At 66.9% G+C, this 22,539-nt stretch carries 26 protein-coding genes and 1 tRNA gene; 11 read left to right on the top strand and 16 right to left on the bottom strand.

Features of this window, described 5'->3' with window-relative positions:
• Positions 1 to 3: 3 nt before the first annotated feature.
• The gene (locus tag AC07M1_RS00765) at positions 4 to 627 is read right to left on the bottom strand and encodes an LON peptidase substrate-binding domain-containing protein (protein ID WP_495160662.1); all 624 of its coding nucleotides are present in this window, start codon (positions 625 to 627) and stop codon (positions 4 to 6) included.
• Positions 624 to 1,535: a tetratricopeptide repeat protein gene (locus AC07M1_RS00760; protein ID WP_495160661.1), complete on the bottom strand. Its 912-nt coding sequence runs from the start codon at positions 1,533 to 1,535 to the stop codon at positions 624 to 626. The genes AC07M1_RS00765 and AC07M1_RS00760 overlap by 4 nt, the downstream gene beginning before the upstream one ends.
• A gap of 170 nt (positions 1,536 to 1,705) precedes the next feature.
• Between AC07M1_RS00760 and AC07M1_RS00755 the strand changes: the two genes are divergently transcribed.
• Positions 1,706 to 1,780, top strand: a tRNA-Gly gene (locus AC07M1_RS00755).
• A 115-nt stretch (positions 1,781 to 1,895) separates the two neighbouring features.
• On the opposite strand, the gene AC07M1_RS00750 is transcribed toward AC07M1_RS00755, so the two are convergent.
• A complete protein-coding gene (locus AC07M1_RS00750; RefSeq protein WP_495160660.1) occupies positions 1,896 to 2,444 on the bottom strand; it encodes a Crp/Fnr family transcriptional regulator in 549 nt (182 codons plus the stop codon).
• Between the two features lie 84 nt (positions 2,445 to 2,528).
• On the opposite strand from AC07M1_RS00750, the gene AC07M1_RS00745 reads away from it, so the two are divergent.
• The 4 genes from AC07M1_RS00745 (at position 2,529) to AC07M1_RS00730 (ending at position 5,324) form a co-directional block, all read left to right on the top strand.
• Complete coding sequence (locus AC07M1_RS00745) at positions 2,529 to 3,260, top strand: SDR family NAD(P)-dependent oxidoreductase (protein WP_495160659.1); 732 nt, start codon at positions 2,529 to 2,531, stop codon at positions 3,258 to 3,260.
• A complete protein-coding gene (locus tag AC07M1_RS00740) occupies positions 3,257 to 3,910 on the top strand; it encodes a TVP38/TMEM64 family protein (RefSeq protein ID WP_495160658.1) in 654 nt (217 codons plus the stop codon). The genes AC07M1_RS00745 and AC07M1_RS00740 overlap by 4 nt, the downstream gene beginning before the upstream one ends.
• A 137-nt stretch (positions 3,911 to 4,047) precedes the next feature.
• Positions 4,048 to 4,491, top strand: a complete 444-nt coding sequence (locus tag AC07M1_RS00735; RefSeq protein WP_495160657.1) for a DUF2147 domain-containing protein — start codon at positions 4,048 to 4,050, stop codon at positions 4,489 to 4,491.
• Between the two features lie 35 nt (positions 4,492 to 4,526).
• Entirely contained in the window at positions 4,527 to 5,324 is a 798-nt protein-coding gene (locus tag AC07M1_RS00730; RefSeq protein WP_495160656.1) for a DUF72 domain-containing protein, read from the top strand.
• A 104-nt stretch (positions 5,325 to 5,428) separates the two neighbouring features.
• Here the strand turns inward: AC07M1_RS00730 and AC07M1_RS00725 are convergent, their stop codons facing one another.
• From AC07M1_RS00725 to AC07M1_RS00670, 12 genes are all read right to left on the bottom strand, one after another.
• Positions 5,429 to 6,535, bottom strand: a complete 1,107-nt coding sequence (locus tag AC07M1_RS00725; protein ID WP_495160655.1) for a CaiB/BaiF CoA transferase family protein — start codon at positions 6,533 to 6,535, stop codon at positions 5,429 to 5,431.
• Entirely contained in the window at positions 6,532 to 7,056 is a 525-nt protein-coding gene (locus tag AC07M1_RS00720) for a GNAT family N-acetyltransferase (protein ID WP_495160654.1), read from the bottom strand. The genes AC07M1_RS00725 and AC07M1_RS00720 overlap by 4 nt, the downstream gene beginning before the upstream one ends.
• Positions 7,056 to 8,240, bottom strand: coding sequence for an acyl-CoA dehydrogenase (locus tag AC07M1_RS00715; RefSeq protein WP_495160653.1), 1,185 nt, complete (start codon positions 8,238 to 8,240; stop codon positions 7,056 to 7,058). The genes AC07M1_RS00720 and AC07M1_RS00715 overlap by 1 nt, the downstream gene beginning before the upstream one ends.
• A 21-nt stretch (positions 8,241 to 8,261) precedes the next feature.
• Complete coding sequence (locus tag AC07M1_RS00710) at positions 8,262 to 9,119, bottom strand: hypothetical protein (RefSeq protein ID WP_495160652.1); 858 nt, start codon at positions 9,117 to 9,119, stop codon at positions 8,262 to 8,264.
• Between the two features lie 25 nt (positions 9,120 to 9,144).
• The gene (locus AC07M1_RS00705) at positions 9,145 to 9,819 is read right to left on the bottom strand and encodes a uroporphyrinogen-III synthase (protein ID WP_495160651.1); all 675 of its coding nucleotides are present in this window, start codon (positions 9,817 to 9,819) and stop codon (positions 9,145 to 9,147) included.
• 10 nt (positions 9,820 to 9,829) lie between these two features.
• A complete protein-coding gene (gene hemC, locus AC07M1_RS00700; protein WP_495160650.1) occupies positions 9,830 to 10,738 on the bottom strand; it encodes a hydroxymethylbilane synthase in 909 nt (302 codons plus the stop codon).
• Positions 10,739 to 10,786: 48 nt separating this feature from the next.
• A complete protein-coding gene (locus AC07M1_RS00695) occupies positions 10,787 to 11,983 on the bottom strand; it encodes an acetyl-CoA C-acyltransferase (RefSeq protein WP_495160649.1) in 1,197 nt (398 codons plus the stop codon).
• 67 nt (positions 11,984 to 12,050) lie between these two features.
• Positions 12,051 to 12,836: a crotonase/enoyl-CoA hydratase family protein gene (locus AC07M1_RS00690; protein ID WP_495160648.1), complete on the bottom strand. Its 786-nt coding sequence runs from the start codon at positions 12,834 to 12,836 to the stop codon at positions 12,051 to 12,053.
• Between the two features lie 29 nt (positions 12,837 to 12,865).
• Positions 12,866 to 13,471 (bottom strand): winged helix-turn-helix domain-containing protein, encoded by a 606-nt coding sequence (locus AC07M1_RS00685; RefSeq protein WP_495160647.1) that lies wholly within the window; start codon positions 13,469 to 13,471, stop codon positions 12,866 to 12,868.
• A 25-nt stretch (positions 13,472 to 13,496) separates the two neighbouring features.
• Positions 13,497 to 14,420 (bottom strand): transposase, encoded by a 924-nt coding sequence (locus AC07M1_RS00680; RefSeq protein WP_495160646.1) that lies wholly within the window; start codon positions 14,418 to 14,420, stop codon positions 13,497 to 13,499.
• Positions 14,408 to 15,358 carry a hypothetical protein gene (locus tag AC07M1_RS00675; RefSeq protein WP_495160645.1) on the bottom strand — a complete coding sequence of 317 codons (951 nt, stop codon included), beginning with the start codon at positions 15,356 to 15,358 and terminating at the stop codon, positions 14,408 to 14,410. The genes AC07M1_RS00680 and AC07M1_RS00675 overlap by 13 nt, the downstream gene beginning before the upstream one ends.
• The gene (locus tag AC07M1_RS00670) at positions 15,358 to 15,507 is read right to left on the bottom strand and encodes a hypothetical protein (protein ID WP_495160644.1); all 150 of its coding nucleotides are present in this window, start codon (positions 15,505 to 15,507) and stop codon (positions 15,358 to 15,360) included. Before AC07M1_RS00670 ends, AC07M1_RS00675 begins: the two co-directional genes overlap by 1 nt.
• 132 nt (positions 15,508 to 15,639) lie before the next feature.
• Between AC07M1_RS00670 and AC07M1_RS00665 the strand changes: the two genes are divergently transcribed.
• Together AC07M1_RS00665 and AC07M1_RS00660 are read left to right on the top strand one after the other, a co-directional pair.
• On the top strand, positions 15,640 to 16,077 hold the full coding sequence (locus tag AC07M1_RS00665) for a PaaI family thioesterase (protein ID WP_495160643.1): 438 nt from the start codon (positions 15,640 to 15,642) through the stop codon (positions 16,075 to 16,077).
• Positions 16,074 to 16,460: a PaaI family thioesterase gene (locus AC07M1_RS00660; protein ID WP_495160642.1), complete on the top strand. Its 387-nt coding sequence runs from the start codon at positions 16,074 to 16,076 to the stop codon at positions 16,458 to 16,460. The genes AC07M1_RS00665 and AC07M1_RS00660 overlap by 4 nt, the downstream gene beginning before the upstream one ends.
• A 66-nt stretch (positions 16,461 to 16,526) precedes the next feature.
• Here the strand turns inward: AC07M1_RS00660 and AC07M1_RS00655 are convergent, their stop codons facing one another.
• A complete protein-coding gene (locus AC07M1_RS00655) occupies positions 16,527 to 17,678 on the bottom strand; it encodes a PQQ-dependent sugar dehydrogenase (protein ID WP_495160641.1) in 1,152 nt (383 codons plus the stop codon).
• Positions 17,679 to 17,794: 116 nt separating this feature from the next.
• Here AC07M1_RS00655 and AC07M1_RS00650 point away from each other — a divergent pair, with 116 nt between their 5' ends.
• The 4 genes from AC07M1_RS00650 (at position 17,795) to AC07M1_RS00635 (ending at position 22,539) form a co-directional block, all read left to right on the top strand.
• A complete protein-coding gene (locus AC07M1_RS00650; RefSeq protein WP_495160640.1) occupies positions 17,795 to 19,498 on the top strand; it encodes a sulfatase-like hydrolase/transferase in 1,704 nt (567 codons plus the stop codon).
• Positions 19,499 to 19,629: 131 nt separating this feature from the next.
• Entirely contained in the window at positions 19,630 to 20,175 is a 546-nt protein-coding gene (gene rimP, locus AC07M1_RS00645; protein WP_495160639.1) for a ribosome maturation protein RimP, read from the top strand.
• A complete protein-coding gene (nusA, locus tag AC07M1_RS00640; RefSeq protein ID WP_495160638.1) occupies positions 20,175 to 21,815 on the top strand; it encodes a transcription termination factor NusA in 1,641 nt (546 codons plus the stop codon). Before rimP ends, nusA begins: the two co-directional genes overlap by 1 nt.
• A gap of 13 nt (positions 21,816 to 21,828) precedes the next feature.
• Positions 21,829 to 22,539: a DUF448 domain-containing protein gene (locus AC07M1_RS00635; RefSeq protein WP_495162784.1), complete on the top strand. Its 711-nt coding sequence runs from the start codon at positions 21,829 to 21,831 to the stop codon at positions 22,537 to 22,539.

Here is a 22,539-nt window from a genome sequence, read left to right as displayed (position 1 = left end):
CGCCTATTGCAGCGTGCCCTCGTCGCTGTCGTGACGGCCAAAGAACTGCATCAGCTGTACGGTCAGCTCGGCGCGATCGCTCAGCGTATCCGCTTCCAGCAGCGCCTGTTTCGCCGCCGGGTCGAACGGCGCGATCTGGGCGATGCCGTTGACCAGCGCCTCATCGTCGAGCCGCGACACCGCGCTCCAGTCGACCGCATAGCCCTGCCGTTCGGCAAAGCGCCGCGATTCGAGCTCGAGCGATGCCCGCTCGCCCATCGTCAGCACCTCGTCCTCCGGGTCGGCGATCAGCTCGGCCTCGACCTGACGGAACAGCGTCGCCACCTCCAGCTCGCGCAGCACGCGAAAGCGCGACAGCCCCTCCAGCACGATATCGAACTTGCCGTCGTCCAGCGCCTCGACCTCGGCGATCCGGCCAACGCAACCGATGTCGAACAGCGGCACCGGCTCACGCGGGTCTTCGCGAAGGGCCGGGTGCGGCTGAATCATCCCGATCCGCCGGTCGCGCGCCAGCGAATCGGTCACCATCGCGCGATAGCGCGGTTCGAAGATGTGCAGCGGCAACTGCATCCGCGGGAACAGCAGCGCCCCCGGCAGCGGAAAGATCGAGAGCCGAGTCGTCGTCATCCGAACAGGATGGCGGAAAGCTTGCGGCGCTGGCCCGACACCCACGGGTCTTCCAGCCCGACCGCCTCGAACAGCTTGAGCAGGCGCGCACGGGCGGCGCTCTCGTTCCACTCCCTGTCCTCAGCGATCATCGCCAACAGCGTTTCCGCCGCGCCATCGCGGTCGTTCGCCGCCATCTGCGCGCGCGCCAGCTCGTAGCGCGCGTCCATATCGGCGGGGTTCTCCGCCGCCCGCGCGCGAATCGCCGCCAGCTCGTCATCGGCCGGTGCTTCGCGCGCCAGCGTCAGCGCGGCCTGCGTGCGCTCGACCTCGGGGGTCTTGGCGACATCGTCGGGCAGCACGTCGAGCGCGGCCTGCGCCTCGTCGAGCCGGCCCAGCGCGATCAGCGCCTGCGCGCGTCCCGCCGCGACCTGCGGATGCTCGGGCGCCATCTCGCCGATCTGGTCATAGACGACCAGCGCGCGCTCATGGTCGCCGCCCGCCGCGATCTCGGCTGCCATCGCCAGCAGCGGTTCGAGCTCAGCCTCCTGTGCCGCCGCGTCGCTCTCGACCGGGATCTGGCGCAATATCTGGTCGAGATTGGCGCGCAGCTGGGTTTCGGTGCGGGCATTGGTCAGGTCGGCGACCAGCTGGCCCTGGAACATCGCATAGACGGTCGGGATCGAGCGCACCTGGAATTGCGACGCGATGAACTGGTTGGCATCGACATCGATCTTGGCGAGCACCACGCCCTTGTCGGCATAGTCCGCCGCGACCTTCTCCAGCAGCGGGGCCAGCGCCTTGCAGGGCCCGCACCATTCCGCCCAGAAATCGAGGATGATCAGCTTGGTCATCGACGGTTCGACGATGTCCTTACGGAATGCCTCGACGGCGTCCTTGTCGGCGGCGGAAAGTCCCAGCGTGGCCACAGCGAATCCCTTGTACGAAAAACCGGCGCTCTATGTGGGCGTTGCAGGCCTGCTGGCCAACCCTTTTCGCTTCTTTCGATTCGGGGCTTGCGGACCCCGAAACCCGCTGCTAGAGGCCGCCACCTTGCCCCGCCCCCTCGGTCTTCCGAGAGGGCACCAAGCGCCAGAGAGCGGGCGTAGCTCAGGGGTAGAGCACAACCTTGCCAAGGTTGGGGTCGAGGGTTCGAATCCCTTCGCCCGCTCCAGGACGCCACCGCGATTACGCGGTGGCAAGATCCCGAAATCGCACTATCCTCTACCCGCGTCGCGGACGACGCGCCGGTGCGACCGGCTATTTCGGCAACGCCGGTTCGAAGCCCTTCACCCGCCCCGCATCCGCCGCTTGATCCGGCTGAACGCCACGGGCGTGATTCGCAGGAAGCGGGCGATATCCGCCTGAGGCAGCCGCGCGATCAGATCGGCGTCGCTGGCCAGCAGGTCGCGATAGCGTTCCTCCGCGCTCTGACACAGCAACGCCTGTTCGCGCGCTTCCTTGCGCAGCCGCACCCAGTCGATGAAGCGGGCATGGGCAGCGGCAAGCGCGGGCGATCCGGCGATCTCGTGCGACAGCCAGCCGATTGGGAACACGATCAACGCTGACCGTTCGACCGCCACTGCCGAAAAGGCGATCGAGTCGGACGGGCCCTGCCCGGATGGGCCGAACAGACCTTGATCGACGATCAGGCTCTTGACCCATTCCTCGCCGCTCGCGGTGGCATAGACGAGCTTGACCAGCCCGGAGCGCAGGATGAACGCCCGGTCCAGCGGGGTGCCCTGTTCGAAGATCGCGTCGCCCCGGGCAACGTCGCGCGACGTTCCGATCCGCTGCGCTTCCGCCCGTTCGACAATCGCCATAGCCAGCGCCGTCATCGGGTTGGATGGCTCCATTGAACCCAGGTTCATCGGTTTCGGGGCGACATCCATTACCGGCGGGATAACGCAACGGAAGAAGCCGTGACAACGCCCCTTTCCAGACCCTCGACCGTCGTCCTAACCGGTGCCACATCCGGCATCGGATCGCATCTGATGGCGCATCTCCTCGCCGGCGGCCATCGCGTCGTCGCGGTATCGCGTCGCGCCTGGGGGCTGGATCCGCATCCCGCGCTCGAACGGATCGATTGCGATCTCGCCGACGTGCAGTCGGTTCGCGCGCTGGTGGCGGAGCTCAAGCAGCGCCATCCCCGGATCGATCTGCTGATCAACAACGCGGCGCTGCAATATGGCCTGCCGCTCACCGCACCCGGCTTCGATCCCGATACGATGATCGCCGAAGCGACGATCAACCTCGTCGCCCCCGCGCTCCTCGTACACGGCCTGATCGGGGCGCTCGAAGCGCCGGGGCCGGGGTCGGCGATCGTCAACCTCTCCTCGGGTCTCGCTTACTATCCCAAGCGCGACACCGCGCTCTACTGCGCGACCAAGGCGGGGTTGCACAGCTTCTCGCAAAGCCTGCGCTATCAGCTCGAACCCCGCGGAATCCGCGTGATGGAGGTGATCCTGCCGCTGGTCGCCACGCCGATGACGCAGGGGCGCGGCAGCGGCAAGATGGATGCCGACGCGGCCGCGCGCGCCATCCTCGCCGGCATCGCCAGGGGCCGGAACGAAATCCATGTCGGCAAGGCGCGGCTTCTGCCCCTGCTCCTCCGTATTGCCCCCTCAATCGTGCGAAGGATGCTCAAGGGATGAAGGATCTGCTCAAGACGGCGCTGGTGCTCGCGCTTGCCTTCGCCTCGACCTTTCTGGTGATGCGCGCGACGGGAATCCTGACCGAGGATCAGGTCCGCGGGTTTCTCGCCAATGCGCATCGGATCGATCCGGTCTGGCTCGTCGCGCTGGTGATCGGGCTGTTGTGGATCGATCTGCTGATCGCGATCCCGACCATGACCACGATCCTGCTGGCCGGCTATTTCCTGGGGCCGGTGCTGGGCGCGACGGCCGCGATCGCGGGATTGTTCGCGATGGGCGTGACCAGTCACATCCTGGGTCGCGTGATCGGCCGCCCCGTGCTCGCCCGGCTGTTTCGCGACGATGCGCGGCTCGACGCGATCGAGGCGAGTTTCGCGCGCAACGACGCGTTGGCGTTGTTCGTGTGCCAGGCGCTGCCGATCCTCCCCGAACTGTCCTGTTGCCTGTCGGGGATCGCGCGGATGCACCCGATTCGCTTTCTGTCGGCCTATGCGGTGGGCGTTGTCCCCTTCGCGGTGATCGTCGCCTATGCCGGTTCGATTAGCACGATCGAGGATCCCGGCCCGGCGATCTATGCCGCGATCGGTGTCTCCGCGGCGCTGCTGCTCGCCTGGCGACTGCTGCAGCGGCGCGCGCGTCAGCCAGCATAGCGCGCGTGCTGCCTTATTTCTGAACCGACCGTTTCGGAAATTGCCCCCTTCCCGCCCTTTTCCGGCCCTGCCCTCTACCTATCTGATCCCGCACGGGAATGTCCCCGTTCGGAATGCAGCTACACGGAGGTTCAACCATGCAGAGCAAGGAACAGGTGCGGCGCACTTCGCGTCCGCTTCGCTGGGTGGCCGCCGCATTGGCCGGCATGATGATGCTGTCGACGCCCGCGCAGGCCGGCGGCACGCTCTCTGCCGCAAGCGAGTGGCGCAATCCCAAGGACAGCGTCCGCATCCGTTTCAGCCCCTGCGGGCAGGATCGGGTGTGCGGGGTCGTCACCTGGGCGAGCGACAAGGCCAAGGAGGACGCCCGCCGTGGCGGCACCCAGCAGCTCGTCGGCACCAATTTGTTCCGCAATTTCGAACGGGTCGCACCCGGCCAGTATAAGGGCCATGTGTTCGTCCCCGACATGAACCGCACCTTTTCCGGTCATATGGAGATCAAGGGCGATTCGATGATCGGCAAGGGCTGCGTGCTCGCGGGCCTCATCTGCAAGCAACAGGTTTGGACGCGCATTTCGTGATGTGACGCCGCCGCCACCCGGTTAGGATGGCGGCCATGGCACATGCACCCATTCGAATCGGCATCGGCGGCTGGACCTTCGAACCCTGGCGCGGGACCTTCTATCCCGAAGGCCTCAGCCAGAAGAAGGAGCTGGAGTACGCCAGCCGCCAGCTGACGGCGATCGAGATCAACGGCACCTATTATTCGGGCTTCAAGCCGGTGACCTTTGCCGGCTGGGCCGCCACCGTGCCCGACGGCTTCGTCTTCGCGGTCAAGGCATCGCGCTTCTGCACCAACCGCAAAGTGCTGGCGGAGGCGGGCGAATCGGTCGCCAAGTTCGTCGGACAGGGCATCGTCGAGCTGGGCGACAAGCTCGGCCCGATCCTGTGGCAGTTCATGGCCACCAAGAAGTTCGACGCGGACGATTTCGGCGCATTCCTCAAGCTGCTCCCCACGTCGCATGAAGGCGTGAAGCTGCGCCACGCGATCCAGGTGCGGCACGACAGCTTCCATGTCCCCGAATTCGTCGCGATGTGCCGTGACGCCGGCGCGGGAATCGTCTTCGCCGATTCGCCCGAATACCCCGCCATCGCCGATATCACCGGCGACTTCGTCTATGCCCGGCTGGAAAAGGGCGAGGACGATAATCCGCTCTGCTATCCGGACGGGGATATCGACCGCTGGGCCGATACGGCGCGGCTATGGGCGTCGGGCGGAAAGCCCGAAGGCCTGCCCTATGTCGAAGCGGGCACCCCGCCCAAGACGCCGCGCGAGACCTTCGTCTTCTTCATCCATGGCGGCAAGATACGGGCGCCCGCCGCGGCGAAAGCGCTGATCGAACGCACCGCTTGAAATGTTGGATTCGGGCGGGCAGCCTCAGCTCGGCTCTTTGAAACGGTGATTAGGTTCGGACTCGCGCGCGCGTAGGACCGTGACTTTTGGGACTTTTGGCGGGGTCAGGGCCGCGCCGGGCTGGGCAGGTCCGATACCATGCGTTCGCCATCGATCACGATCGGGCTGGCGACACCGGGAAGCCCGCCGGCGGCGGTGCGCATGCCCCGTGCCACCACCTGCGGGTCGGCGAACACCTCGCCGACATTGTTGATCGGTCCGGCCGGCACGCCCTGTGCCTCGAGCGCGTCCGACAATGCCTGTTTGGTCCAGCCCGCCACCGCCGCCTGGATCGGCGCGATCAGCCGGGCGCGGTTGCGCACCCGTGCCGGATTGGTCGCGAAATCGGGGTCATTGTGCAGGTCGAGGCCGAGCACGGTGCACAGCTTGGCGAACTGCCCGTCATTGCCCACCGCGATGATCAGGTCGCCGTCGCTGGCGGTGAAGGCCTGATAGGGGGCCAGGTTGGCGTGGCCGTTGCCCATCCGGTGCGGAATTTTGCCCGACGCCATCCAGTTCAGAGCCTGGTTGGCCAGCACGGCGACCTGGGTGTCGAGCAGCGCCATATCGATATGCGCGCCTTCTCCGCTCTGGTCGCGCCGCCGCAGCGCCGCCAGGATCGCCACCGCCGAATAGACGCCGGTGAAGATGTCGGCATAGGCGATCCCCGCCTTTTGCGGCGCGCCGTCCGGCTCGCCGGTCAGCGACATGATCCCGCCCATCCCCTGGATGATGAAGTCATATCCGGCGCGATGGGCATAGGGTCCGGTCTGGCCGAAGCCGGTGATCGAACAGGTGATCAGCCGCGGATTGATCGCCGCCAGGCTGGCATGGTCGAGGCCGTATTTCACCAGCCCGCCGACCTTGTAATTCTCGATCACCACATCGGCCTCGGCGACCAGCGCCCGCACCTCGGCCTGTCCCTCGGGCGTCGCGATATCGATGAACCGCGCGGTCTTCCCCCGGTTCGCCGCGTGGTAATAAGCGGCGTCGCGGTCGTCGCCGTCCGCGTCGTGCAGGAAGGGTGGCCCCCAATGCCGCGTGTCGTCCCCGGCGCCAGGCCGCTCGACCTTCACGACTTCGGCGCCAAGGTCGGCGAGCAATTGCCCGCACCATGGTCCCGCCAGGATCCGCGCCAGCTCGACGACCTTGATACCCGCCAGCGGCTTCACCCGCGAAACTCCCCGCGGCGAATGACATAATAGCAATAGCCGGGCAGCATATGGCCGTTGCCGCGCTCGACCCGGCCCTCCTGCAGCACGCCGCCGATCTTCTCCATCGCCCGGCGCGATCGCATGTTGTTCTCGCCCACCACGAACACCGCGCCGTTCACATATTGGTGGATATGGTCAAGCATCATCCGCTTGATCTCGCGGTTCCAGGTCCCGCCCCAATAGGTGCGGGCGATGAAGGTCCAGCCGATCTCCGCCTCGTCACGCACCGCATCGTGAAAATCGTATCGGCTCGCTCCGATGATCGCACCGCTGGCCTTGTCGAGGATGGTAAGCCCGCCGCCGCTCTTCAGCGCATCCTCGAAATAGGCGCGGAACATCGGTTCCTGCCAGCGATTGTGGAAGGGGTGCTGTTCCCAGATCAGCGGATCCGACGCGACCGCGAACATGCCTTCCCAGTCTTCCGGCACGGTCGGCCGGAGGACAGCAAGCTCGCCGGTCAGCGTCGGCTGGAAGTCCATCAGAACGCCGCGATGCCGGTGATCGCCCGGCCGAGGATCAGGCCATGGACGTCGTGCGTACCCTCGTAGGTGTTGACCGTCTCGAGGTTGATGGCGTGGCGCATGACATGGAATTCGGCGGAGATGCCGTTACCGCCGTGCATGTCGCGGGCGACGCGGGCGATATCCAGCGCCTTGCCGCAATTGTTGCGCTTGATGATGCTGATCGCCTCGGGCGCCAGTTCGCCCTCGTCGAACATCCGTCCCGCGCGCAACGCCGCTTGCAGGCCGAGCGCGATCTCGGTCTCCATATTGGCGAGCTTGAGCTGCACCAGCTGGGTCGCAGCGAGCGGCCGGCCGAACTGCTGGCGGTCGAGCGTATATTGCCGCGCGGCATGGAAACAAGCTTCCGCCGCGCCCATGCTGCCCCAGGCGATGCCGTAGCGCGCGCGGTTGAGGCAGCCGAACGGCCCCTTCAGCCCCTGCACCTCGGGGAGCAGCGCGTCCTCGCCCACCTCGACGCCGTCCATCACGATTTCGCCGGTGATCGATGCGCGCAGTGAGAGTTTGCCCTCGATCTTGGGCGCGGACAGGCCCTTCATGCCCTTTTCGAGCACGAAGCCCTTGATCCCGCCGCCATGTGCGTCGCTCTTGGCCCAGACGACAAAGACGTCGGCGATCGGCGAGTTGGTGATCCACATCTTGGCGCCGGTGATCCGGTAGCCGCCGTCGATCTTCTCGGCGCGGGTGCGCATCGAACCGGGATCACTGCCCGCATCGGGCTCGGTCAGACCGAAACAGCCGACCCATTCGCCGCTGAGCAGCTTGGGAAGGTACTTCCGCTTCTGCTCCTCGGTGCCATAGGCGTTGATCGGGTGCATCACGAGCGAGCTCTGCACGCTCATCGCCGAGCGATAGCCCGAATCGACCGCCTCGACCTCACGCGCGACCAGGCCATAGGCGACATAGCCCAGCCCCGCGCCGCCATAGGTTTCGGGGATGGTCGGACCGAGCAGGCCGAGCTGACCCATTTCGGACATGATCTGACGGTCGAAATCCTCGTCCAGGAAGGCGCGGGTGACGCGGGGCAGCAGTCGTTCCTGCGCATAGGCGCGGGCAGCATCGCGGACCATCCGCTCTTCATCGGTCAGCTGCGCATCGAGCGCGAACGGATCAGCCCAGTCGAAACGGCCCATCGCGGCCATGACATCTCTCCTTGATTGAACTTACTGTACGGGGGGCGAGGGCTGCTGCGCACCGGCGGCGGGTTTCACCGGCCCGCGGATCGCCGCGGCCTCAAGCGCGTCGAGCGCATTGCGCGTTTCGACATAGCGGTTCGCCGCGGCCATCCAGCTTTCCGCGCCCTGGGCGCCGGGAAGGCGCGAGACCTCGGCACGCGCGGCCTCCACATGGCCCTGACCCAACAGGCGGCGCGCGCGCGCCAGCCGCGCGCGGGGGTGCGGACTCGCTGCATTTTCCTTGCGCACGATCACCAGGCTCGAGGCTTCGCGACGCAGCCCGTCCCACCAGCTTTCGCCGGGCACGCCGGTCGAGAGCCGTGGCGCGATCTGGTCAAAGGCGACACGTAGATCCTCGAGCGTAACGGGTTCTTCGGCACCACGGATGACGGTGGCGACGGCGCGCCCGTCCACTTCCCCGAACCGGGTGCGCAGCTCCGCGGCGACGGGGCCAAGCTGCTGGCCGCGTTCGATCGCGCGCCGTGCGCCGAAGATCAGCATCATCGCCTCGGCGCGTCCGGCATAGCTGGCCGCAGTGCGCGCGTCGGCGTCGCTCGCCTGGATGCGGCTGTCGATCACGTCCAGCTTGGCCGCCAGCGCCTGCTCGCGTGCGGCGAGCGTCGCGACGTCAGTGGCCGTTGCGGCGGTCGGGGGTGCGGTCAGGGCGGGTTGGACGGGATCGGGCGCAGCCACAGGCTCGCCATTCCAGCCGCCGAAGCGGAACACCGCCGCCATCACCGCGAGTCCGGCAAGAAAGGCGATCAGTCCGGCGATCAGCGCCACGGTCAGCGTATTGCCGCGGGGGGGCGCCGGAGCCGGCGTCTCGATCGGCGTTTCGGAAATCATGGGACCGCTTATTCTCCCGATGCGGTCAGGGGTCAATCACGAGTGCGCGCGCGGCGGTGATCAGTGCATCGTCATCGGGACTCGCGGCAATGGCGATCGAGTCCCAGCCCGGCCCTGCGGCGATCGCCGCCTTGCGGCTGATCGCGGCGATCCGGATCGTGGCAGGCGGGACCCGGTGGCGTGTGAGTTCGGCGGCAAGGTGCATGCCGGCACGCGCAGAATGGACCAGCGCGACGCTATTTGTCAGGTGCCCCGCCTCCTCGGACGCCAATGCGATCGTCTCGCTGGCATAGACGGCGATGATCGCGGCGAGCGCCGGGTGCTCGATCGCGGTGCGATCCCTTCCCGATAGCCATAGCAGTTGCTTGAAGCCGGGCGCGTCGCGCAGCAGCGTGGCGACATCGGTTGATCCGGTATGCGCGACCGTGAACCCGGCCGCGTGGGCCGCGTCCGCGGTCGCCTGTCCGACCGCGAGGACGGGCAGGCCGAGCAGCGATCCGAGGCCCGCTCCGCCATGGCGCAGGGCGTTGGCACTGGTGAGTAGCAGCCCGTCAAAGCTGGCGGGTTCGGGGGGCGTCCAGTTAAGCGCACTCACGGCGAACAGGGGTAGTGAAAGGGGATCCAACCCGGCTTCGCGCAGTCGCGCGGTGGTGGCGGCATTGCCCGGTTCGGGCCGCAGGATCGCGACACGGCGGTTCAATGCCCGGCCCTCAATGTCCGAACAAGGCGCGCAGGCGGGGGCTGGCCGCGGCGAGCAGATCATGGGCCACCGTCGCCGCCTCATGCGCCGTGCCCTCCAGGCCGGGCCGGTCGAGGCGGACATGCTCGCTCCCGTCCTCGCTCAGGATTTCGGCGCGCAGCCGCAGCGCGCCATTCTCGATCGTCGCGAGCGCGGCGACGGGCGAATGACAATCGGCCGACAGCGCGGCAAGCATCGCGCGTTCGGCGAGGACGCAGCGTTCGGTCACCGGATCGCCGATCGCCGAAACCAGCATCCGGGTCGTGATATCATCGGCGCGCACTTCGATCCCCACGGCGCCCTGTGACGGTGCGGGCAGAAGCTGATCGAGCGGGATCGGCGCGCCCACATCGGGCCGCTCCAGCCGCTCCAGACCCGCCGCGGCAAGCAGGGTGGCATCGGCCTCGCCATCACGCACCTTGGCGAGGCGCGTATCGACATTGCCGCGCAGCGGGACGATCGACAGATCGGGGCGGATACGGCGCATCTGCGCGGCGCGGCGCGGCGAGCTGGTGCCGATCCGCGCGCCGTGCGGCAGCGCCTCGATCGCTTCAGCGCCGATCAGCCGGTCGCGGACATCCTCGCGCACCAGCATCGCGGCGATGGCGATGCTCTCGGGGCGGATCGTCTCGACATCCTTCATCGAATGGACGGCCAGGTCGATCTCGCCCTCCAGCAGCGCGCGATCCAGCTCCTTGGTCCACAGCGCCTTGCCGCCGATCTCGGCGAGCGGGCGGTCCTGCACCTTGTCGCCGGTGGTGCGGATCGGGACGATCTCGACCATCTCCGGACCCCAGCCATGCGCGGCGAGCAGCGCGTCGCGCACCAGATTGGCCTGAACGAGCGCGAGCGGCGATCCGCGGGTGCCGAGACGAAGCATGCGGGGGCCTCTAGCGGTTCGATCTGCGGATGTCGAAGGGGCGAGTGCTCAGGGAATCTCGAACAACCCCGCCGCGCCCATTCCCCCGGCGGTGCACATCGACACGACGACCCAGCGCACCCCGCGCTTGCGGCCCTCGATCAGGGCATGGCCGATCAGCCGCGCCCCCGTCATCCCGAACGGGTGGCCGATCGCGATCGCGCCGCCATTGACGTTGTACTTCTCCGGATCGATGCCCAGCGTGTCGCGGCAATAGAGGCACTGGCTGGCGAAGGCCTCGTTGAGTTCCCACAAGCCGATGTCCGCGATCTTGAGGCCCGCGCGGTCGAGCAATTTCGGAATCGCGAAGACCGGGCCGATGCCCATCTCGTCCGGGCTGCACCCTGCCACCTGGAAGCCGCGATAGAGGCCCAGTATCTCCTTGCCCTCGGCCCTGGCCATGGCGTGGTCCATCACGATCTGGGCGGCGGCGCCGTCGGATAGCTGGCTGGCATTGCCGGCGGTGATGTGGCGGCCGTCCTGGATCACCTGGCCGTCCTTCCACACGGTCTTGAGGCCGCTCAGTGCTTCCACCGTGGTGCCGGGGCGGATGCCCTCGTCCTGAGTCACCGTCACCCGCTCGCCGCCGGTGCGGTTGCCGTCCTTGTCGAAGATCGCCTTCTCGACGGTAATCGGTGCGATCTCCTCGGCATAGGCGCCGGCTGCCAGGCCCGCTTCGGCGCGCTGCTGGCTTGTCGCGGCATAGTCGTCCTGCCGCGCGCGGCTGATGCCATAGCGTTCGGCGACGATCTCGGCGGTCTCGATCATCGGCATGTACGCATGCGGCTGGTTCGCCAGGACCGACTGGTTCTGGAAGCGCGGCGCGTCCCTGGTGACGGTCAGGCTGATCGATTCCATGCCCCCGGACAACGCGATGTCGATATCGCCCGCGATGATCGACCGCGCCGCCAGCGCCAGCGCGGTCAGGCCCGATCCGCATTTCCGGTCGAGCGTGAAGGCGGGTACGCTTTGCGGCAGCCCCGCGGCGAACAGCGCCATCCGCCCGGCATTTCCGCCCTGCGTCCCCCACTGGTTTCCGACGCCCCAGAACACATCGTCGATGCGCGCGGGATCGATTCGGGCCCGTTCGACCGCCGCGTTCATCACATGCCCGGCCAGCACCGGCGCCTCGGTCGCGTTGAATGCGCCGCGATACGCCTTGCCGATGCCGGTCCGGGCGGTGGAGACGATCGCGGCTTCGCGCATGGGCATCCTCTCATTCGTGTTTTGGGTATGGAACTCCTTTAACGGGAATGCGACCCTGTTGGAAGCTTCAGTCGGTAAAGTTCGGCGCGCGCTTCTGCATGTTCGCCATCACCGCCTCGATCTGGTTGGGCGAGCGCATCAGCTTTGCCTGTTCGGCGCTTTCCGTCGCCAGGATGGCCGGCGCGCCCGCCTCCGCGGCAAGGTTGGCCAGGCGTTTGGCGGCGCGGATCGCGTGTGGGTTGCGCCCGGCGATCTCGCGCGCCAGCGTCATCGCATCGCCATGGGCGCCCTCCGACAGCCGCGTCGCAAAGCCGAATGCCAATGCCTCCTCCGCGCTGAATTCGCGTGCGGTGTAGGTCAGTTCGCGCAGCACATCGTCGCGGACGGTCGTACGCCACAATGCGAAGCCCGCCATATCGGGGACGATCCCCCACTTCATTTCCATGATCGAACAGCGCGTGCCGGGCGCCAGGATACGGATGTCGGCGCCCGACAGGATCTGGAAGCCGCCGCCGAACGCGATGCCATGTACCGCCGCGATCACCGGCACCGGCAGCGTCCGCCATCCCCAGGCGACCTGCTGGAACAGATTGGCGTCGCCATGGCTGCGCCCGTCCAGGTCGAGACCCGATCCGCTTCCCGCCATGCTCGCCATGTCGAGTCCCGCGCAAAAGGCCCGCCCCTCGCCCGACAGCACCACCGCGCGCAGACCGGACATGCCGCCCAGCCGCTCGATCGCATCGGCGATGCCGGCGAACATCGCGGGATCGAGCGCATTCATCTTGTCGGGCCGGGTCAGCCGGACATCGGCAACGCCGTCGTGGAACTCGATCGAAACGCGCTGCTCGCTCATGGCCATTCTCTCCCGGTCTTTCCGCAACGCTAGACCGCATCGAGGCGATAGCCGAGTCCCTTCACGCCGCGGATCATCGGACTGGGGAAGCCGCGGTCGAGCTTCGCGCGCAGCTTGGAGACATGGACCGCGACGACATTGGTTCCCGGGTCGAAGCGCAGCCCCCAGACCTGCTCCAGCAATTCGCGGCGCGAGACATATTCGCCGCGCCGCTCGGCCAGATAGAGCAGCAACGCGAATTCGCGCGGGACGAGCGGGACCGGAAGTCCCGCGCGCGCCACCGCGCGACGCACCCGGTCGATACGCAGATCGCCGATCCGGGTGTCGCCGGGTATGTGGCTACGGACGCGTACATCGACGCGCGCGGCAAGCTCGAACGGATTGACGGGGTGTGAGACCGCGTCGGCGGCGCCCGCGTCCAGTGCCGCGGTAAGCCAGGCGGGGCAGTCCGCCACCGCGATTTCCGGTACCCGGCTATTCCGGATTCGGATGCCTGGTCCCCATGCCCGCAAGACCGCGGCGACATCGCGATCCGGCGCACCGGAAGGGTTGCCAAGCACCAGAGCGTAGCCACGCTGCGCGACCGCGTGATCGAGCAGCGGTATATCGATTTCGGAGAGAATTTTTTGCTCCACCGCTCGGCAATCTAGGCGTGGCGCATCACGAGTCTGCCGGAAACCGATCCGTATCGGATGCAATGTCGAGCGCGTCACGCGCCTGTCTCCTAACTCCGGGATCCCGGTCGCCGGCAGCCCGTTCCAGCGACGCCTGCCCGTCGCCGGCCGCACCCGTTGCGGATGCGAGCGCCGCAACCGCCGTCCGGCGCATCCGTGGATGCGGGTGGTGCCGGATGAGATGGTCGACCAGGTCGAGGCCGTTGCCGCCTCCGAGATGGACGGCGAGCATTGCCAGCCCTTCGGACGGCGCGACGGTCAGCCCTTCGGCGATCATGTTGCGCGCGATGTCGAAGCGGTACTGGTCGATCCAGGGATGGCTGGGGTGCTGACCGAGGATGTTGAGCGAGACCGAGAAGCTGTCCGGCGGCAACTGGACATGCACGTCGCGGCGCATGCGATAGAGCATCAGCTTGCCGGGATCGAGCCGGCTGCGTTCGATGAAGCGCAGCCCGGCGGCGTCGCCGACCTCGCCCGACACCGCCGAGCCATCATATTCGAAATAGTCGCTCCAATAGCCCGGACCGAGATAACCATAGGTCAGGAAAGGGAAATTGTGATCGTGCGGCAAGCCGTAGAAGAAGGGCGCGGTCCCGCTCGCCTGCACCACGGAATCGTCCGCCGCCGGCCAGAAATTGGCGCGGATCACATAGCGGCCATTGGGCGGACGGAGCAGGAAGACCTGCGGGCCATAGCCATTGCTCGCGCTTTGCCGCGCGCAGCGCAGCTTGAGCTCCTCGATCGCGAGGTCGGCGAGGAAGGATCGGTTGCGGCCCAAGCGTGCGAGCAGCGGGCCGAGCGCGGCGAAACTCTCCTCGTCATGCGGATCGAACGGCGTCGCATCGAGCGCATCTGTGAGTTCGTCGAGCGTGATCGCCGCGCCCGCGCCCGGGTCGATCAGGCGGGGCATCGTTGTTCCAGCCGCTGGTCGAGCAGGGGCAGGGTGGCCGCCGCTGCGGCGCGGACCTCCGCATTGGGGTCGTGCGTCCACATTTCGGCGAGTCGATCGCGTGCGGCGGACGCGTCGAGCATCAGCCATTCGCGCATTGCTGCCCAGCGCAGGTGGAACGCGGGGTGGCGTGAGGCGCCGTCGAACACCGCCGCCGCATCGGCCCGCTCGCTGACACGTAGGAACGTCAGCAGCATCTCGATCCGCGATGCCGCGTCGTCGGCGCATGCCGCGCGGACAAGCGCACCGTCGGCGATCGCATATTCGCGCATCAATGGACTTGCGCCCGGCTTGATCGTCGCCGTGACCGCGACGACGTCGCTCTCCGCCCGCACAAAGACATGTCCGCATGTCCGCCCGTCCTGCCGGATCAGGGCGCCGTCCCGCAGTTCGATCGGCGACCGCTCAAGCGCGGGCGCGGAAGCGGCGGCACGGAAATCCGGTCCCGCCGCTTCCGCGGACCAACGCCGAACTCGCCCGGCGCCGCCCCGGACATATCGGGTGAGGGTCACCCGTCCGGGCAGCACGACCGTGGCGGGGGGCGGCAGTCGGTTCAGCTCCGCCGCGCCGGTGATGGTGACCGAAAGCGTGATGGCCGGGCAATCGAGCAGGACGATTCCCGTGCGAAGCCGGTCACGGCTCACCTTGAATGCGGGTTCGAACCAGGGATCGTCCGCAAGCGCGCCGATCAATGGCGACACCAAGGTTTCCAGCTGGTGCGACTCGGCAAGATAAGCGCCGGCATTCGCCTCGACGTCCTCGGCGGTCTCGATACCGGCGAACCTGGCCGCAACCGTTGCGAACGGGCCGGCGAGCCAGTCCGCATTTACCGGTGCCGAGCGTGCCCGTGCCTGGGAAATGGCGGGATATAATGCCGGCGCAAATGGCGGCGCGCGCACTAGCCGGGATAGGTTTCGTAGACGAGAACCGCGATGGCGATCAGCATTTCGAAGATGCCGTCTCCCGCGACCTCGTTGGCACGGATGGCACCGTGGGTGGCGATCTGGGTCCCGAGCGATGCGATCTCGGCGCTGGGCAAGGTGATCATGAGCGTTCCCCTCTCTTGGTCCGCCAGAGGCTAGGCGCACCGCATCGGGCGGAAGAGTTAATTCGAATTTACGATGTGCGTTCGCTGCCACGGCATTGCCGCGCCCTGTCGTGCCCGCTAGTTCCCGCGGCAATGGAGCCAGCACCATTCCCGTTCGATCCTGCGATGTTCTTCTCCGCGCGCGCGGCGGGGCACGGGCATCGGCTCGGCATCCGCTATGGCGCACATGGGCCCGATTGGTGCGAACTGGTGCTGCCTTGGCGTGAGGATCTGGTGGGCGATCCAGCGCGCGGCGTGATCGCATCGGGGCCGATCGTCGCGCTACTCGACATGGCGACCAGCGTCGGCGTGTGGATGAAGCGCGGTGGGTTTCTGCCCCATGCGACGCTGGACCTGCGCGTCGATTATCTGCGGCCCGCAACGCCACGGCGCGAGGTGATCGGGCGCGGCGAATGCTATCGCGTGACGCGTTCGGTCGCGTTCGTGCGTGGGATCGCGCACGACGGCGACCCCGACGACCCGGTCGCGCATGTCGCGGGCACGTTCATGTTCACGGGCGGTCAGGCATGACCTTGCCGCCCTATGCCGATCTGCTTGGGATTACGCTTGAGTCTGGAGACGGCACGCCGGTGCTGGCGATGCCGTTCGGCACCGATGTGATCGGTCGGCCCGGCTTCGTCCATGGCGGCGCACTTGCCGGGTTGCTCGAAATGGCGGCGATCGTCGCGCTCAAGCACGTGCTGGAGGCCGAAGGCCGCGCCGATACGCGGATCAAGCCGATCAACGTAACCGTCGATTTCATGCGCGGCGGACGCGAGAAGATTACCCGGGCACAGGGCCATGTGTCGCGGCTCGGCACGCGCATCGCCAATGTCGAAACCATCGCCTGGCAGGACGACCGGGATCGCCCGGTCGCCGCTGCTCGGTTGAACTTCCTGCTGGCTGATAGCTGAGTCGGATTCAGCTTCGCTGAATCACGGCACCAGCCCGCTACCGGTTCAGCATTGCTGAGCCGAATCCTAGCGTTTCGGCGTCAGTTTGAGCAGCCGGCCCTGCGACCCCTCGCGGCCGTCCTCGAGCAGCCAGATCGCCCCGTCCGGGCCTTCCTCGACTTCGCGGATGCGCGCGCCCATCGGCCATTGGTCGCCCTTGGCCGCGTTGGTCCCATCGACGTCGACGCGGACCAGCGCCTGGCTCGACAGACCGCCGATGAACAGATCGCCCTTCCATTGCGGGAACAGCTTGCCTGAATAGACGATCATCCCGCCTGGCGAGATCGCCGGGTTCCACGATACCTTGGGGGCTTCGAATTCCGGCCGCGTCTTGTGGTCGGGAATGTCCTTGCCATCATAATGATCGCCGTCCGACACGATCGGATAGCCATAGTTGCGGCCCGGCAGGACCAGATTGACCTCGTCACCGCCCTTGGGACCCATTTCCTCTTCCCAGAGGTTGCCGGCCTTGTCGAAGGCCAGGCCGTGCAGGTTGCGATGGCCATAGGACCAGATGGCGGGATGGAAGCCCTTCGCCGTCAGCCCGGGATCACCCGCCGGTTTCCCGTCCAGGGTCAGGCGCAGCACCTTGCCCAGCGTCGATTTGGGATCCTGCGCGGGATCGAATTTCTGCCGTTCGCCATTGGCGAAGAACAGATGCTTTCCGTCCGGCGCAAAGGCGATGCGGCCTGAATAATGGCCGTTGCCGGTGACATAGGGGCTCGCCTTGAACAGCGTCTGGACGTTTCTCAGTGCGGGCGCCGCGCCGTCCACGAACGTGCCGCGTGCCAGCACCACGCCCTTGGTGCCGTCCGCCGCCGCCTCCGAATAGCTGAAATAGACCAGTTTGCTCTTCGCGAAGTCCGGCGCGAGCAGCACCTCCTTGAGCGCGCCCTGCCCCGCGCTGTCGACCTTGGGGATGCCTGAAACCGACGTCTTGGTCTTGCCGTCGGCGCTGACCAGCAGCAGCGCCCCGACCTTCTCGGTCACCAGCATTCGGCCGCCGGGCAGGAAGGTCATCGACCAGGGTGCGTCGAAATCGGCGACCGGGGTGACCGTGAAGGGAAGCCCGCCATTTTCCGCCGATGTCCGCGCGGCCGTTTCCTGGCTGTTGCCCGGTTGTGCGCCGGTGCAGGCGATCAGGGTGAGTGAAGCGGCGGCGATCGGCAACAGGCGCATCGGGGTCTCCGGGGAAGCAGCGGCCCCGGCGGAATTCCGGGGCGAAGCGGATGTCGCATGGCATTTACGCCGTGGCAACGCGGGTTCGCTAGCCTGCGCGCGTAAGGGGGAAGATGATGCACCGGCTCCAGCGCGCGCCGATCAAGGAAGCGCTGCTCCTTCTGTATCTGATGACCGACGGCGGCACTCTCGCCGATCGGGTGACGTCGCTTGGCCTGTCGCCGTCGCTCGGCCTGTTTGCGGCGTTCTACGCCGCGATGGTGGGCGCGCTATGGGTCGCCTCGCGGCTGGCCTCGAACGTATTGCGCTGGGGACTTGCCGTCCTGCTGTTCGTTGCCACCGCGTTCATCGGCGCGAGCGAGCGGATCCTGGGCGATCACCTCACTTATGACGGGTTTCTCAACCTGATCGGTTCGGCCGGATTCGCGGGCGATGCCATGGCCCAGCATGGCCTTCGAATCGTTGGGGAAATTCTCGCCGCCTTGTCACTCCTCTTCGCGATCGGCCTAGCACCCCGCCACATCCGCCACTTCGGCTTGCGTTGGGCGGCGATCCCATTCGGCGCGCTGGTGCTGTTGACGGGCATGTTGTTCGCGCGCGGGGGCGATGGTGCTCGCGGTCTGCCTGGCGCGTTTACCTCGATCGCTTATCTGACCCTGGCGACGGGTGAGGAGTTGGCGGGCGATGGCGCGCGGCGACCCGTGGTCATGCGGCCACAGCCAGCGCAGGGTACGGCTGATATCGTGCTGATCGTCGATGAGAGCGTTGCCGCGCGCTATGTCGATATCGGCGATCCGGCGGGCGTGCGTACCGGACTTCTGGCCCCGCCCAACGGTATCGCCGTGCATAATTTCGGCGTTGCTGCGTCGGTGACCAATTGTTCGCTCGGTACCAATCTGACGCTGCGCCATGGCGGAACGCGCAAGCGCTATATGGCGCTCAACGCAAGTGGTCCGGCGATCTGGGACTATGCGCGCAGGGCGGGGTTCGTCCCAGTCTATATCGACGCTCAGCGTACCGGAGGCGGGCTTCAAAACGGCATGGATTTCGCCGAGCGGGCGCGGATCGATACCTTTATTCAATTCGACGACGTTGCGGTCGAGGAACGCGACCAGGCCGCCGCCGATCGCATCGTGAGTCTTATGGCCAACGATCGGCGCGAGTTCATCCTGGTCAACAAGGTCGGCGCGCATTTTCCGGTGCACGACAAATATCCCGACAGCCATGCCGTCTATCGTCCGGCCCTGCCGCGAGGCCGCTTTCTTGGCGTATCCGACACCGGCAATCGCGACGGGTTCGACGGCAGTGCGGAGCAATGGCGTCGCTATCGCAATGCCTATCGTAACGCGTTGCTGTGGAAGGTCGGCGGATTCTTCGAACGGCTGATGGCGCCCGGTACGCTCCACGGCGCGACAGTGATCTATACTGCGGATCACGGACAGGATCTGCGCGAACGCGGCGGCACAGGTGTGCATACTCATTGCAGCCCGAACCCGGTGCCCGAAGAGGGCGCAGTGCCGCTCGCCGTATTGACGGATGCAGATGCGGCGGGCGGCTGGGCAAAGGCGGCGCAACAGAATCGCGATCGAGCAAGCCACTATCAACTTTTCCCCACCATCCTGGGGATGATGGGCTATCCGGAAAACGCGATTCGCAGCGAATATGGCGTGTCGCTGCACGCGCCGCTGACCGATGAGATGCGCTTCAACACCCGGTTCAACGCGCGGCTGGGGCGCAAGCCCGAATGGAAGCGGATCGATCCCGCAGCGCTCGCCCGGCCGCCGCGCGGCGACGGCGGCCCGGCGGTGGCGGCGCGCTGACTCGAACGGCTTGCCGTCGCCGCGCCTTGTGCTTATAGAGGCGCTGTTCTCGACATTGGAAACCTTGCCGAGGTCGGCCCCACGGGGTTCGGCGGCGATAAGGCGTATCCGGTGTCCATTGGAGTTTTTACGTGGCGGACATCGCTGCCCTGACCAGTCTGATCGAGCCTGAAGCGCGTGCTTTGGGCTTCGACCTGGTGCGTGTGAAGATGTTCGGTGGCGAAGGCGACCGGACGCTGCAGGTGATGGCGGAGCGCCCGGAGACGCGCCAGCTGAACATCGACGATTGCGCCGACCTGTCGCGCCGCATCTCGGATCGGCTGGACGAGCTCGAGGCCGCCGGCCGCGACCCGCTGCCCGAGGCCTATCGGCTCGAGGTCAGCTCGCCCGGCATCGACCGGCCGCTTACCCGGCTCAAGGATTTCGGGGACTGGCAGGGCCACGAGGCCCGCATCACGCTCGCCGAGAAGATCGACGGGCGCAAGCAGTTCAAGGGCGATCTTGCCGGGGTCGACGGCGAGACGATCGCGATCACCGACGGACAAGGCGTGACCCACAGCATCGCCTTCGCATCCGTCGAGGATGCGAAGCTCGTCATCACCAACCGGCTCATCGCCGCAACCCGCCCCCTCTCCACCGAGGGCGCAGACGAATTCGAAGCAGAGGAACAGGACTGATGGCCACCGCCATTTCCGCCAACAAGGCCGAGCTGATCGCCATCGCCAATTCGGTGGCGAGCGAGAAGATGATCGACAAGTCCATCGTCATCGAGGCGATGGAAGAGGCGATCGAGCGCGCCGCCAAGAACCGCTACGGCGTCGAGAACGACATCCGCGCCAAGCTTGACCCGCAGACCGGCGACCTGCGCCTGTGGCGCGTGGTCGAGGTGGTCGAGGCGGTCGACGACTATTTCAAGCAGGTCGACCTCAAGGGCGCGCAGAAGCTGCAGAAGGACGCCAAGGTTGGCGACTTCATCGTCGATCCGCTGCCCCCGATCGAATTCGGCCGCATCCAGGCGCAGGCATCGAAGCAGATCATCTTCCAGAAGGTCCGCGACGCCGAGCGCGAGCGCCAGTATGAAGAGTTCAAGGACCGCCAGGGCGAAATCATCACCGGCGTCGTCAAGCGCGTCGAGTTCGGCCATGTCGTCGTCGACCTGGGCCGCGCCGAGGGCGTGATCCGCCGCGACGCGCAGATCCCGCGCGAAGTCGTCCGCGTCGGCGACCGCGTCCGCAGCCTGATCCTGAAGGTGGTGCGCGAGACCCGCGGCCCGCAGATTTTCCTGAGCCGCGCGCATCCCGACTTCATGAAGAAGCTGTTCGCGCAGGAAGTGCCCGAAATCTACGACGGCATCATCGAGATCAAGGCCGCCGCCCGCGACCCGGGTTCGCGCGCCAAGATCGGCGTGATCAGCCACGACAGCTCGATCGACCCGGTCGGCGCCTGCGTCGGCATGAAGGGTTCGCGCGTCCAGGCCGTCGTGCAGGAGATGCAGGGCGAGAAGATCGACATCATCCCCTGGTCGCCCGACACCGCGACCTTCGTCGTCAACGCGCTGCAGCCGGCCAATGTCGCGCGCGTCGTCATCGACGAAGAGGATGACCGTATCGAAGTCGTCGTCCCTGACGATCAGCTGAGCCTCGCCATCGGCCGTCGCGGCCAGAATGTCCGTCTCGCCAGCCAGCTGACCGGCAAGGCGATCGACATCCTGACCGAGACCGATTCGAGCGAGAAGCGCCAGGCCGAGTTCGTCGCGAACAGCGAGATGTTCCAGAACGAGCTCGACGTCGACGAGACGCTGGCGCAGCTGCTGGTCGCCGAGGGCTTCAGCACGCTCGAAGAGGTCGCCTATGTCGAGCTCGACGAGATCGCGGGCATCGAAGGCTTTGACGAGGATCTGGGCCAGGAGCTTCAGAACCGCGCGACCGAGGCGCTCGAGCGCCGCGAGGAAGCCAATCGCGAAGCCCGCCGAGCGCTGGGCGTCGAGGACGAGCTGGCGACCATGCCGTATCTGACCGAAGCGATGCTGGTCACGCTCGGCAAGGCGAAGATCCTGACGCTCGACGACCTGGCCGACCTCGCCACCGACGAGCTGGTCGCCAAGAAGCGCCCGGAGCCGCGCCGTCGTGGCGACGGTCCGGCGGCCCCGGTTCGCGAGAGCGACAAGGGCGGCGTGCTTGGCGAGTACAATCTGAGCGACGAGCAGGGCAACGAGATCATCATGGCCGCCCGCGCGCACTGGTTCGAGGACGAGGACATTGCGAGCGAGCCGGCTTCGACCGGTGGGGAGGACGCTGTTGCGGACTCCGAGCAATGAGACCCGGCCTGAACTGACGGGTGGCAAGCGTGCGGATGGAGATGCCATCCGCACCTGCATTCTCTCGCGTGCGGAATCCCCGCGCGACGGGCTGATCCGGCTTGCGTTGTCGCCCGATGGCGAAGTGCTGCCCGATGTCCGCGCCAAGGCCCCGGGCCGCGGTGCGTGGATCGGCGTCGGCCGCGACGAACTGGCCGCCAGCGGCAAGAAGCTGCATGCGGCGTTGGCGCGCGCGTTCAAGACGAGCGCGCTGCGCATCCCCGCGGATCTGGGCGACCGTATCGCCGTGCAGCTCGAGCGCGCGCTGCTCGACCGGCTGGGGCTGGAAGCCAAGGCCGGCTATGTCGTGATCGGCGGCGAGCGGATCGAGAAGGCCGGCCGGATGGGCAGGCTGCATCTGCTGCTCCATGCATCGGATGCGGGTGCGGACGGGTCGCGCAAGCTCGATCAGGCGATGCGGGTCGGCACCGACCGCGAGGGTTCGGGCGACACGGGCTTCACATTGCCGCTGCCGCGCACCATATTGTCCTTGGCCCTTGGCCGCGAAAATGTGGTACATGTCGGCCTGACAGACCCCAAGGCAGCCGCGCGGGTGAGCGAAGCGCTCTCCCGCTGGTTGCATTTTATCGGTCCCGATCCAGACCCCAAACCTTGCGAAATGGCTTCGCAAGGCGCATCGGGCGCTGGCGGCGACGAGACGAACGACGAACAGACGGGAATTTGA

The sequence above is a fragment of the Sphingomonas sp. GW821-FHT10C01 genome, assembly GCF_059415525.1.
The sequence above is the reverse complement of the archived record's forward strand: the minus strand, read 5'-3'. Positions and strand labels throughout refer to the sequence as shown.